This window comes from Mycobacteriales bacterium (assembly GCA_040902655.1).
GTDB lineage: Bacteria > Actinomycetota > Actinomycetes > Mycobacteriales > SCTD01 > SCTD01.
In genome coordinates, this window is sequence record JBBDWV010000001.1 from 33,714 (window position 1) to 45,479 (window position 11,766).

Genomic DNA, 11,766 nt, shown 5'->3' on the forward strand with positions numbered 1-11,766 from the left:
AGTGCCCACCTGAAGCAGGAAACGCTGCAGCGCGTACGGCCCGATCCCCGTTCGGGGGCCGGGCCGTCGTGCTGCGCGGCCGGTCCGCTGCGCCGGTCGCTGCTGTCCCCCGCACGAAGGAACTAGTGCGGAAATGACTAGTCCTGGTCATGCGCGAACGCCCCGTCACGGACAAACTACTGACAGTTATCTCGTGGACGGTGTCTCACGCCGGCAGCGAGCCTGCAGAATCGAGAGGACATCCCATGCGCACCCCCCACGCCCTCGCCCTCGGCACCGCTGCGGTGTCCCTGCTCGCCGTGGTCGCCGCCGCAGCTCCGGCCGCCGCTGACAGCGTGGCCACCACCCTCACGGTGGAGGGGGGCACCCTGTCCGTGGCCTCGGCCGCCACCAGCGCCAGTCTGGGCACCGCCACCTCCAGCTCGACCGGTAGCACCCTCACCGGTGTACTACCGAAGGTGACGGTGACCGACGACCGCGGGTCGACCGCCGGCTGGACCAGCGAGGTCGCCTCCACCGACTTCACCGCGACGGTCGACGGCGTGACCGAGACCATCGCCGCGGCCAAGGCGAAGGCCTACATCCCGGCCGGCAACGGCCCGACGCTGACCTCGGCGGAGCTGTCCGCCGTACCGGCCACCACCGCGGTCGACCCCTCCACCGGCATCGTGCTGAGCGGCACCGCCCAGACGTTCGTGACGGCCACGACGACGGCGAGCAACTCGGTGGAGTACACGCCGGAGGTCCAGGTCACCATCGACAGCGACGTCGTGGCCGGCACCTACAGCGCGACGATCACCCACACCGTCGTCTGATCCGGATCAACCCATACGGGGCAGGCCACTGGCCTGCCCCGTACCGTCGTGTCCGGAGGGCAGGGAGCGTGATGCGGTTCGGATGGCTGATCCTGGCCGTGCTGCTCGGCGGGGGTGCGGTGCCGGCGACGGCGCAGAGCACGCCGTCCGACCCTGCCACCAGTGGGCTGGGGATCCGGCTGCTGGACGCACCGGGCGACCGGCGCGACGACCCGCGGGCGCAGGTCTACATCGTCGACCATGTCCAGCCGAAAGCCTCGCTGTCCCGGCGGGTCGAGGTCGTGAACGGCACGGCGAGTGCGGGGCAGGTCGCGCTCTATCCGGCGGCGGCCGAGATCGCGGAGGGCTCCTTCGGTGTACGGCCGGGGCGGGGCGAGAACGACCTCACCGGCTGGATGCGGGTCACGCCGGCGACCCTGGACCTGGCGCCCGGGCAGAAGGGCGTGGCGACGGTCGAGATCGACGTACCGGCCGGAGCAGGGGGTGGTGAGCGCTACGCCGCGCTGATGGCCGAGATGACGACCAGGTCGGCCGCCCCCGGCATCGCGGTGGCCAGCCGGGTCGGCGTCCGGGTCTACCTCAGCGTGGGCGGCCCGGCCGAGCCGGCCAGCGACCTCGAGATCAGCACCCTGCAGGCGGTACGCCGGCCGGACGGCCGCCCGGCCGTCACCGCGCAGGTACGCAACACCGGTGACCGCGCGCTGGACATGAGCGGGACGCTCGAGCTGTCCGAGGGACCGGGCGGGCTGTCCGCCGGGCCCTTCCCCGCCGAGCTGGGGACGACGCTGGCTCCGGGTGACAGCAGTGCGGTGGACGTCGTCCTGGAGGAGGCCATCCAGGGCGGTCCGTGGCGGGCCGTGCTCACGCTGCGCAGCGGTCGCCTGGAGCGGACGGTCGAGGGCACGATCACCTTCCCGGACGCCGCCGGTTCGGCGGCTGATCCGGTGACCGCGGTCCCGCTGGTCCAGAACCCGCGGATCGTCGTCCCGGTCGCGGCCGGGCTGCTCGCTGCGGTGGTGGTGTCGCTCGGCGTCGTCCTGCTGACCCGCCGCCACAACCGGCGCTCGTCGCCGTGACCACCCGGTGCCGGAGGCAGCCCGACCGGTAGGCTGCTCCCGCCCCGCCGACCCGGAAGGTCCCCCGTGCTCGAGTTCGTCTTCGCCGGCATCCTCGTGTCGGCGTTCGCCGTCATCGGCTGGTTCTCGGTCTACGTCGTCTACAAGCTGTATCAGGGCCAGCGTTAGCCGGATGGACCTGCGCCGCCCCCTGCTCGTCGGCGCCGGGGCGTTGCTGTGCCTGGTGGCTGGACTCCCTGGCGCGCTCGGCGCCGAGCGCGCGGCCGTCCCGGCCCAGGTGCAGTCCGCCGCTGTCGCCTCCGATGTCGGGGCTGTCCCGCCCGCCGACGTCATGCTTCCCGACTCTGTCACGGTGCCGACCACGAGGTCGTACGAGGGCGAGCCCCGCCCGTTCGTCCTGCACGTCCCGGACGGCCTGCCGGCCCCCGCACCCCTGGTCGTCGCGCTGCACGCCCACAGTCAGAAGCCCGACGCCATCCGCGCCTACAGCCGGCTCGAGGCGCTGGCCGACGAGCAGGGCTTCGTCGTCGCCTTCCCCGAGGGCGCGTCGGGTTCCTGGAACGCCGGCGGGTGTTGCTTTCCCGGCAGCGTGGTCGGCGTCGACGACGTCGCCTTCCTGGACGAGGTCGTCGCGATCAGCCGTACGAAGGCGCTCATCGACCCCGCCCGCATCTACGTCACCGGCGGCTCCAACGGCGCCATGATGGCGCTGCGCTACGCCTGCGAGCGGTCCGAGACCGTCGCGGCGGTCGCGGTGGTCGCCGGCCCGCTCCTCGCGCCCTGCGCCCCAATCCTGCCGGTGCCGGTGCTCGTACTGCACGGCGCCGGCGACAGCATCGTTCCGCTGAACGGCGGCCGCAACGAGAAGCTGGACGTCACCTTCCCGCCCGTCGACTCCTCGCTCGAGCCGTTCCGGCGGGCCGGCGGCGAGGTGCGGCTGCAGGTCGTGCCGCGGGCCGGCCACCACTGGATGACCCGGGACGAGCACGGCGTCGACGCCACCCGCACGATCTGGTCCTGGCTGCGCGACCACCCGCGGGTGCGGTGACGTTCCGGTCGGCCACCGGCACAATGGCCGGGTGACCTCTCCTGACCTGCACGAGCGGCTCGAGCCGCTGGCCTTCCTCGTCGGCACCTGGAGCGGCCTCGGCGTCGTGGGCTACCCGACGATCGAGGAGCAGCGCTACGAGCAGGAGGTCGTCTTCGCCCACGACGGCCGGCCTTTCCTGGAGTACAGCTCGCGGGCCTGGATCCTGGACGCCGACGGCGCGCGGGTGAAGAGCAGCGCCCGCGAGGCCGGCTGGTGGCGACCCGGCAAGGAGCCGCGTGACGTCGAGGTGATGTTGTCCCACCCGACCGGCATCGTGGAGGTCTACGTCGGCGAGGTCGTCTTCACCAAGATCGAGCTGCAGACCGACGTCGTGGCGCGTACGGAGACCGCGAAGCCGGTCAACGCCCTGCACCGGCTCTACGGCCTGGTGGAGGGCGACCTGGCGTACGCGATCGACATGGCGGCGGTCGACCAGGGGCTACAGCCGCACCTGTCCGCCCGGCTGAGCCGGGTGGACTGAGCACACCGGTGCCGTCGACGGCGGCCAGCCCGCCCTGGTCCGGCGGCTCGACGCCCCATGGATCTTCCACGCCCGGGCCAGCGGTGCCTTGTCCGGCCGCGGCGGCCATGTGCCGCACAGCGGCTGTACACCACAGATCAACATTTTCAGATTGTTGACCTGTGGTGTACACCGCCTGACAGCACAGGCCGGTGTCGGTCCGGCACTGTCCGCGGCGTCCGCTCCACGTGAAGGTGTCCAAGCAGCGCTGCACGGCCCACTGCGTGGCCGCGAGCGTCAGCGCACTGATCCAGACCTCGACGTAGGCGCCGTCGTCAACCGGGTAGCCCAGCCGGTTGAGCAAGGACAGGACGAGTGCTCCACCGGGCCCTTGGATCATCGCGTTGTCAACGGACTGGAGGTCGAGATCTCGATGGCGGGCCTTATTCGCGGGCTCGCTCGTCGACGTGCTGCGCACTGCCCGTACCCTCACCAGCGACGGCAACGACAGCGTGAAGGCTTGAACGCCGCGGCCACGCCTGATGGCGCGCCCGCAGACCGGGGGAGCACTCCGAGGCTCTTGCTGACGCCGAGCAGGGCGTATAAGACCGTGTGCGCGTACACGAACGGCAGCAGCGCTGGCACGGCCTGGCGGGCATCCGGGAGAAGGCCGAGGCAGTGGTCGAGCACGAGCAGTGGACGGCCGGGCGGGCGCCGCGGGCGTACCTGTTCCGGCCGCGGCTCGGTCGGTAGGCCGTCGCAGCATCCCGACGCCAGCGGAGGCAGGGCGAAGGCAGCCAACCGGCTGGCGCGACTCGGCGCCCTTGCACCTGATGGGGTCGACCGGGCATTGGCTGTCGCGAACCGCAACTTCATCATCCACCAGTACGACGAGATCAACCGCGAGCTGACGTGGCTCACGCTGGCCAGTGATCTTCCGGCATGGAGGTCATCGTTGGAGTCCCAGTTCGCGAGCGCCGAGGTGACGATCCAGGAGGAGCCTGGCGGGTAGCGCGGATCTCCGCGGGGCGCTCAGCCTGCTGGTGCCCTGAGGCTGGTGCAGCAGCGGCGCCGGACACCCCGCTGCTGAACACGGAGCCACCTCGACTGATCTTGGTGCCGCCACCGCCCGGCTCGCGCTCCCGCACGGCACCAAGATCACGCAGCGGCCGGCGGCGGTCGGATCCCGCGGAGCGGCTGCGTGCCACGATGCGGAGGTGGCGACTCCGGCGGAGGGATTGGCGCGGCTGCGGGACGCGGCGGCGAGTGGCGGGCTCGACGTGTTGTGCGAGCGGCACGGGATCCAGCCGCTGACCGTCTTCGGCAGCGCGGCGTGCGCCGTGCCTGAGGCGCGGGACCTCGACGTCGCCGTCCTGGCAGGGTCCGAATCGTTCGACTCCGTGACGCTGATCAACGACCAGCGGGCCAGGGAGTCGACGACGGCGGCTCGCCGCTCCGCGTCGCGCGTCCGCCGCGCCGCCTCACAGCCGGAAGACGTTGTCTCCGGCCGGAACGGCGGCGCGGGTGTCCAGCACCAGGGGCGCCTGCGCGCGTACGAGCTCGAGGTCGAAGCCGGCGTGGGGTGTCAGGACCACCACCGCATCGACGGCGTCGAGCGTCGCGGCGTCCAGGGACACCGCCGAGAGTCGCTCGGCGTCGAGGACCAGGTCGGCGACGTGCGGATCGGCGTAGGACACCGTCGCGCCCTTGCGGCGCAGCTGCCGCATCACCTCGATCGCCGGCGACTCCCGCACGTCGGCCACCCCCGGCTTGTAGGCGGCGCCCAGGCACAGCACCCGCGACCGGGACAGCGCGAGGCCCGCCTCGTTGAGCAGGTCGGCCAGGCGCGTGACGACGTAGCTCGGCATCTGTGCGTTGATCTCTTGGGCGAGCTCGACGAAGCGGAAGCTGAAGCCGAGCTTGCGGACCCGCCAGGACAGGTAGGACGGGTCGACCGGGATGCAGTGCCCGCCGACGCCGGGCCCCGGGTAGAACGGCATGAAGCCGAACGGCTTGGTGCGGGCGGCCTCGATGACCTGCCACAGGTCGATGCCCAGCTCGCGGCAGAACACGGCCATCTCGTTGACCAGCGCGATGTTGACGTGCCGGAAGGTGTTCTCCAGCAGCTTGGCCATCTCGGCCTCACGGGTGCCGTCGACCTGCACCACCGTGTCGCAGATCTGCTCGTAGAACCGCACCGCTGCCTTCGTCGACGGATCATCCAGGCCGCCGACGACCTTCGGGGTGTTGCGGATGCCGTACGTCGGGTTGCCGGGATCGATCCGCTCCGGCGAGTAGGCCAGCAGGTAGTCGCGGCCGGCGGCCAGCCCGGAGCCGGCGTCCAGCAGCGGGGCAACGACCTCCTCGGTGGTGCCCGGGTAGGTCGTCGACTCCAGCACCACCAGGTCGCCGGGTGACAGGACGGTCGCGACCGCGCGCGCGGCGGCCTGCACCGCACCGAGATCCGGCATCCCCTCGCGCAGCGGCGTGGGGACACACAGGACGTACGTCGAGCAGCCGGCCGTGTCGGACGGGTCGGCGGTGAACCCGATCCCGGCGACGGCGGCGTCCGGGACGTCCTCGATGCCGCTGCGGCCGGAGCGCAGCTCGGCGACCCGAAGCGGGTCGACGTCGTAGCCCACGACGGCGACGCCGGCCTCGGCCAGCGCGACGGCGAGCGGCAGCCCGACGTAGCCGAGGCCGACCACACAGGCTGAAGTCATCAGCGGGGAGCGTAACCGTGCGCGTCGGCCGCGTCCGGGCATGGCAGACCCCGGGCCACTTCCACTGTCCTGCCGCGAGCGGCGGGAAGTGGGCCGGCTGGACACGGCCGGCGGCCCGGGGTCGGGTGCCTGTTCTGGATTCGCCGTACGCCGCAGAAAGGCGCGCGATCGAAGACCAGCGAACGGTCCTTGCTACGGCGTCCTAGCGGACAGCCACCTCACTTGTCCGATGAATACTCAAGCCTCGGACCACCTCCTCTCCAGTGTGCGGACAAGAGTAGGTCGCCATCGGGAAGTTGTCACCGCGTTTGCCGGCGAGTTCTCGGCGCGCCTTCCGGACGGGGCGTGGCCCGGCGGTCAAGATCGCGGTACTGCGCGACGGCCGGACCGTTCACCCGTCCGGCTGTCGTGCGGACCACACGCCCGGACGATCACCCTTGCATGTCAGTCGAAGTGCCCTCAGGAGGAACCGTGAGCACGGCATCGCTCGTCGCCACCCGCTGCCCGTCCCAGGCGGCGATGTCGCTGCTGCACAGGGGCGTCCCGCTGTCGCTGTTGCTCGACCTGGTCCTGGGCCCGCGCAGCGAGGAGCTGTTCGCGACCGAGATTCCGGCGCCGCGGCCGGAGGTCTCCCAGCCGGCATAGCGGCGTAGTGCACACAGCGTGTGCACTACGCTGGTCAAATGCGTGCGGTCGTGGACACCTCCACCTTGGTCTCCCTCGCGCGCGCAGGCCATCTGGGCATCCTGGAGCTCAGCGGGTTGACGCCGGTGTTGCTCGACGTCGTGCATGCGGAGGCAGTGGACGCGGGCCGTGCTGGGGGCCATGCTGACGCGGCCGCGATCGAGGCGGCTGTTGCCGGTCATGAGCTGAATCCCGTCGATCCGATCGGTAGCGTCGACGCCAGGGTGCTGCGCGCAGCAGCCTCGGTGGGGCTGCTCCTGACCAACGACCTGGCCCTGGGTCGGCGCGCGCGCAACGTCGGAGTCCGGTGGCTTCGTACCGCTGATCTCGTCGTGCTGGCACACCGCTCGGGCCGGCTCGATGCCCCTGCTGCACGTGCCGTCATCGTGGCCCTGCGAGATGCCGGGCGCCTGACGGCAGCACTGGCCGACGCCTATGTGGAGGAGCTGTCGTGAGCGAGACCGTCCGCGTCAACGCCACCCTGGACACCGATCTGCTGGCCCGGATCGATGCCTTTGCGCAGTCGCGACTCGAGGACCGGTCCACGGCGATCCGGCAGCTCGTCGACCTGGCCTTGCGCGAGTTGGACAAGCGAGAGGCGCTGGACGCCTACCGTGCCGGACGGCTGACCCTGCGGGAGTTCGCGCGCGCGCTGGCGCTGGACATCTGGGCGGCTCAGGACCTGCTGGCCGTGGAGGGTGTCGCCGTGGCGCAGGGGTCACGTGCCGAGACACTGGCCGCCCTGCAGCAGACGCTCGACGAACAGGCCGCAAGCAGCTGACCGCCGACGCCCGGGCCTACTCCCGCACCGCCGACTCGAAGGCGGCCCGGAGGGCGGCGGTGACCGGACCGACCGGCAGGTCGCGGCCGTCCAGCCGGACCACCGGCGCCACCCCGCGGACGCTGGACAGCAACAGTACCTCCTCGGCGCCCCGCAGCTCCGCCACGGTGCCCCGCCGAACCTCCACCGGCACCGGGCTGCGCGCCAGGGCGACATGCGCGGTCGTACCCGGCAGCGTCCCGACCTCGTCGGCGGGTGGCGTGACGAGTACGCCGTCCCGCACCCAGGCCACCGTGGCGGTCGGCGCCTCGAGCACCTGACCGTCGCCGCTCACCCAGATCGCCTCCTGCGCCCCCTGTGCCTCGGCGGCGCGCAGGCTGGCCATGTTCACGGCGTACGACGTGCTCTTGACCCCGCCGAGCAGCCACGGGGCGGCGGCCCGCAGGTCGGCAGGGATGCCGAGGTCGAGCGTGACGGCGGTGACGCCGTGCTCGCGGCCACGCACCACCTCCACGGGGACCGGACCGGCGACGGCGAAGCCGACGGGGCCGGCGCCGGGGGCCCCCTTGGAACAGGTCAGCCGCAGCATCCCGTCGCCGTCGCCGTCGCCGTACGCCCGGGTCGCCGTCTGCGCCAGCTCGACCCAGCCACCCGGCAGCGCGATCGCGACCCGTTCGGCCGAACGCTGCAGCCGGGCCAGGTGCAGGTCGAGGAAGGCGGGTCGGCCCGCGGCGATCCGCAGCGTCTCGAAGACCGCCTCGCCGCGGGCGACGCCGAGGTCGTCCGCGCGCAGGACGGGTGTCGCCGGGTCGACCAGGCGCGGCGGGTCGCCGAGCAGGGCGAGCACCGGGGAGGTCACCCGTCGGAGGCTACTGTCCGGGGATGGGCAAGGGCGGGGCGGTCCAGGGCGACTGGCAGGCACAGCTGCGTGCCCGCGGCTACCGGCTGACACCGCAGCGGCAGCTCGTGCTCGAGGCCGTGGGGCGGCTCGGCCACGCGACCCCGGAGGACATCGTCACCGCGGTGCGGCAGACCGCGAGCGGGGTGAACATCTCGACCGTCTACCGCACCCTCGAGCTGCTCGAGGAGCTGGGCCTGGTGCAGCACACGCACCTCGGGCACGGTGCGCCGACGTATTCGGTGGCCAGCGACGACGACCACGTGCACCTGGTCTGCCGGGACTGCGGCGGGATCGACGAGGCGCCCCCGGAGCTGGTGTCGCCGATCGTGCAGGAGCTCGCGGCCACCCGCGGCTTCCAGGTCGACGTGGGGCACTTCGCGGTGTTCGGCCGCTGCGCCGGGTGCGCCCGGGTCTCGGGCGCCGGGGCAGGAACCTGCGGCCGGGCGGCGAACCCTGAGTAGGTTCGGGCGTCCTGAGCAGTAAGCCCTCCTCCACCGCGGTGCGAGCCGCCCCCGCCTACGGTGCCGCGACCCCACGCGACCCACACAGGAGTCCCATGAAGATCGCCACACGCCGCCGCCTCGCGGTGGGTGTCCTCGCCACGACCTCAGCCCTGCTGGCCGGTCTCCTGATCGCGCCGGCGGCCAGCGCCGCGAACATCGTGGACATCGATCCGAACTTTGCGATCAACAACGACCCCAGCGAGGTCCTGACGCTGACCACGCAGAGCTCCTTCACCCCGGACTCGAGGGTCGAGTTGACGCGCCCCAACACCACGGACACGTTGACCGCCAACACGACCGGCACGAGCGTGCTGACGCAGTCCCGGGCCGAGTTCAACTTCGCGGACACCGGCAGCGGGGCGAACGACGGCCCGGCCAACCCCGGCGTCTACAACGCGACGATCACCGACCCGAAGAGCGGCGCGAGTGACTCCTGCCAGAGCTGCTTCACAGTCATCTCGTCACAGGCGCTGACCGTCTCGTCGACCACGCCGAACGCCGTGGCCCAGGGCGGGGAGGCCAACATCACCGTGGCGGGCACCGGCTTCGCCCGCGGCACGCGCCTCGAGGTGCTGCTGGACGGCGCGGTGGATCCCAACGTCACGATCGCCGCCCCCACGACCACCGGCACAGCTGAGCAGTGTGCGGCGCGCCAGGAAGCGCCCGGCTGCACGATCGAGGTCGCGGAGCGCACCACCGCCACCGAGATGCTGCGGCGCTTCCAGGTCAAGACGGCGGCCGTGACCGGCCCCCGAGGCCTGCGCGTCACCAACACCGACGGCAGCACGGCCACCTGCACCGACTGCTTCACCGTCAACGGCGCGGCGTTGACCGGCGTCGACCCCAATGTCGCGAGCAACAGCCCCTCGGCGACACCGACGGTCACGCTCACCTTCACCGGCCCGGCGGTGCCCAAGTCCGGGACGCCGAGCCTGGTCTACGTCGCGGAGAGCCCCGGCAGCGCTAGCCGGAGCGACCTCACCATCGTCGGGACGAACGTCAGCTACGGGCCGAACAGCGTCACCGCTGACTACGACGTCCGCAACGCCGCGCCCGGCTCCAAGGCCTACCAGCCGACGCTCACGCAGGACGACGGCAGCCTGAACGCCTGCGACTGCCGCTTCTCGATCGCGCAGCCGCAGCCGGCGACGGTCGCCAGCCTGGACCCGGACACCATCAGCCAGAGCGATTCCCGCACCGTCACGATCAAGGGCACCCACTTCTCCGAGGGCATCGAGTTCGCGGTGTCCGGCTCGGGCGTCACGGTCGCGTCCGTCGACGTCGTCAGCGACACCGGGGCGACGGTGAACCTGCAGACCACCGCCGCGGCCGCCCCGGGCAAGCGCGACGTCACGCCGGTCACGACGGACGGCAGGTCCGGTCCGGTCTGCAGCGGCTGCCTGACGGTCACCGCCTCCGGTTCGCCGTCGCCGAGCGCCCCGGCCGACGGACTGCGCAGCAACGCCCGCTACGCCGGCCTGAGCAGCCCGGTGCGCGCGCTGGACACCCGCGACGACCGCGGCTCCCCGCGTACAGGTGAGATCGTCCTCGACCTGTCGACCCGGATCACCGATCCGAACGCCACCGCCGCGGTGCTGAACGTCACGGTGACCAACCCCTCGGCCCGCGGCTTCGTCGTCGTCTACCCGAAGGGCAACACCAAGCCCGGGACCAGCAACGTCAACTTCGACCCGGCGCAGACGCAGGCCAACGAGGTCGTCGTCGGCCTGCCGGTGGACAAGCGGGTCTCGCTGTTCGTCGACTCGGCCAAGGCCCACGTGATCGTGGACCTGGTCGGCTTCTTCACCACGACGGACGCGGCGGACACCGGCCGGGTCACCACCAGCGCGCCGGTGCGGGAGCTCGACACCCGTGAGAAGACGGTCAAGCGGCGCACGGGCGAGGTCGTCGTCGACCTGTCCGACCGGCTCCCGGAGGGCAGCACCGACGCGATCCTCAACGTCACCGTCACCGGGCCGAGTGCCCGCGGCTTCGTCGTGGTCTACCCGACCGGCACCGAGCGACCGGAGACCAGCAACGTCAACTTCGAGCTGGGTCAGACGCAGGCCAACGAGGTGGTCACCCGCGTGGGCACCGGCAGCAAGGCCGGCCAGGTCTCGCTGTTCGTCGACTCGGCGTCGGCAGCCCTGATCGTCGACGTCGTCGGGGCGGTCACTCCCGGCTCCGCATCCGGCACCCAGGTCTTCACGCCGCTGCAGCAGCCGACCCGCGCCCTGAACACCCGCGACGACAACGGGTCGCGACGCAACGGGGACGTCCAGGTCACGATGCCGTCCACGGTCCCGTCGAACGCCACCGGCGTGATCCTCAACGTCACGGCCACCAACGGCACCCGCCCCGGCTTCGTGACGGTCTACCCGACCGGCAGCACCCGCCCGGACACGTCCAACGTCAACTTCCGGGCCGAGCGGCAGGCGACGGCGACGCAGCCGGCGTCGGCGGGGACGCAGGCCAACGAGGTGACCAGTGCGCTGGGCAGCAACCGGCAGGTGACGCTGTTCGTCGGCGGCTCCGGCACACCGACAGCGCACCTGATCGTCGACGTGGTCGGCTACCTGACCACCGACGGGGCGACTGCTGCGCCGAGCCCGTCACCCAGCTGCAGCCCGTCGCTGCTCCAGACCTGCCCGTCGCCGAGCCCCACGGCGAGCCCGACGGCGTCGGCGACAGCCAGCCCGAGCTAGTCCGTCGCACGACCCGCGGCCCCTCCCG

General features: G+C 72.1%; 13 protein-coding genes. 11 read left to right on the forward strand and 2 right to left on the reverse strand.

The window, feature by feature from the left end:
- Positions 1-245: 245 nt before the first annotated feature.
- From WD794_00245 to WD794_00270, 6 genes are all read left to right on the forward strand, one after another.
- Positions 246-815: a hypothetical protein gene (locus WD794_00245; protein MEX2288740.1), complete on the forward strand. Its 570-nt coding sequence runs from the start codon at positions 246-248 to the stop codon at positions 813-815.
- A gap of 71 nt (positions 816-886) precedes the next feature.
- Positions 887-1,891, forward strand: a complete 1,005-nt coding sequence (locus WD794_00250; GenBank protein ID MEX2288741.1) for a peptidase — start codon at positions 887-889, stop codon at positions 1,889-1,891.
- A gap of 172 nt (positions 1,892-2,063) precedes the next feature.
- Complete coding sequence (locus tag WD794_00255; GenBank protein MEX2288742.1) at positions 2,064-2,939, forward strand: PHB depolymerase family esterase; 876 nt, start codon at positions 2,064-2,066, stop codon at positions 2,937-2,939.
- A gap of 31 nt (positions 2,940-2,970) precedes the next feature.
- On the forward strand, positions 2,971-3,462 hold the full coding sequence (locus WD794_00260; GenBank protein MEX2288743.1) for an FABP family protein: 492 nt from the start codon (positions 2,971-2,973) through the stop codon (positions 3,460-3,462).
- 591 nt (positions 3,463-4,053) lie between these two features.
- On the forward strand, positions 4,054-4,194 hold the full coding sequence (locus tag WD794_00265) for a hypothetical protein (GenBank protein ID MEX2288744.1): 141 nt from the start codon (positions 4,054-4,056) through the stop codon (positions 4,192-4,194).
- A 97-nt stretch (positions 4,195-4,291) separates the two neighbouring features.
- Entirely contained in the window at positions 4,292-4,453 is a 162-nt protein-coding gene (locus WD794_00270; protein MEX2288745.1) for a HepT-like ribonuclease domain-containing protein, read from the forward strand.
- A 469-nt stretch (positions 4,454-4,922) separates the two neighbouring features.
- On the opposite strand, the gene WD794_00275 is transcribed toward WD794_00270, so the two are convergent.
- Positions 4,923-6,164: a nucleotide sugar dehydrogenase gene (locus WD794_00275; GenBank protein MEX2288746.1), complete on the reverse strand. Its 1,242-nt coding sequence runs from the start codon at positions 6,162-6,164 to the stop codon at positions 4,923-4,925.
- A 471-nt stretch (positions 6,165-6,635) separates the two neighbouring features.
- Here WD794_00275 and WD794_00280 point away from each other — a divergent pair, with 471 nt between their 5' ends.
- From WD794_00280 to WD794_00290, 3 genes are read left to right on the forward strand one after another with little or no spacing between them, the layout of a single operon-like run.
- On the forward strand, positions 6,636-6,809 hold the full coding sequence (locus WD794_00280; protein MEX2288747.1) for a hypothetical protein: 174 nt from the start codon (positions 6,636-6,638) through the stop codon (positions 6,807-6,809).
- A 38-nt stretch (positions 6,810-6,847) separates the two neighbouring features.
- Entirely contained in the window at positions 6,848-7,303 is a 456-nt protein-coding gene (locus WD794_00285) for a hypothetical protein (protein MEX2288748.1), read from the forward strand.
- Complete coding sequence (locus WD794_00290; GenBank protein ID MEX2288749.1) at positions 7,300-7,629, forward strand: hypothetical protein; 330 nt, start codon at positions 7,300-7,302, stop codon at positions 7,627-7,629. The genes WD794_00285 and WD794_00290 overlap by 4 nt, the downstream gene beginning before the upstream one ends.
- Positions 7,630-7,645: 16 nt before the next feature.
- Here the strand turns inward: WD794_00290 and WD794_00295 are convergent, their stop codons facing one another.
- Entirely contained in the window at positions 7,646-8,488 is an 843-nt protein-coding gene (locus tag WD794_00295; GenBank protein ID MEX2288750.1) for an aminotransferase class IV, read from the reverse strand.
- Positions 8,489-8,511: 23 nt separating this feature from the next.
- On the opposite strand from WD794_00295, the gene WD794_00300 reads away from it, so the two are divergent.
- Together WD794_00300 and WD794_00305 are read left to right on the forward strand one after the other, a co-directional pair.
- Positions 8,512-8,991, forward strand: coding sequence for a Fur family transcriptional regulator (locus tag WD794_00300; protein ID MEX2288751.1), 480 nt, complete (start codon positions 8,512-8,514; stop codon positions 8,989-8,991).
- Positions 8,992-9,086: 95 nt separating this feature from the next.
- Complete coding sequence (locus WD794_00305; GenBank protein MEX2288752.1) at positions 9,087-11,738, forward strand: hypothetical protein; 2,652 nt, start codon at positions 9,087-9,089, stop codon at positions 11,736-11,738.
- Positions 11,739-11,766 lie beyond the last annotated feature (28 nt).

Coding starts and splice junctions, on each gene's coding strand:
- WD794_00250 (MEX2288741.1), top strand. CDS start 887: ATGCGGTTCGGATGGCTGATCCTGGCCGTGCTGCTCGGCGGGGGTGCG.
- WD794_00300 (MEX2288751.1), top strand. CDS start 8,512: ATGGGCAAGGGCGGGGCGGTCCAGGGCGACTGGCAGGCACAGCTGCGT.
- WD794_00275 (MEX2288746.1), bottom strand. CDS start 6,164: ATGACTTCAGCCTGTGTGGTCGGCCTCGGCTACGTCGGGCTGCCGCTC.
- WD794_00245 (MEX2288740.1), top strand. CDS start 246: ATGCGCACCCCCCACGCCCTCGCCCTCGGCACCGCTGCGGTGTCCCTG.
- WD794_00305 (MEX2288752.1), top strand. CDS start 9,087: ATGAAGATCGCCACACGCCGCCGCCTCGCGGTGGGTGTCCTCGCCACG.
- WD794_00285 (MEX2288748.1), top strand. CDS start 6,848: ATGCGTGCGGTCGTGGACACCTCCACCTTGGTCTCCCTCGCGCGCGCA.
- WD794_00255 (MEX2288742.1), top strand. CDS start 2,064: ATGGACCTGCGCCGCCCCCTGCTCGTCGGCGCCGGGGCGTTGCTGTGC.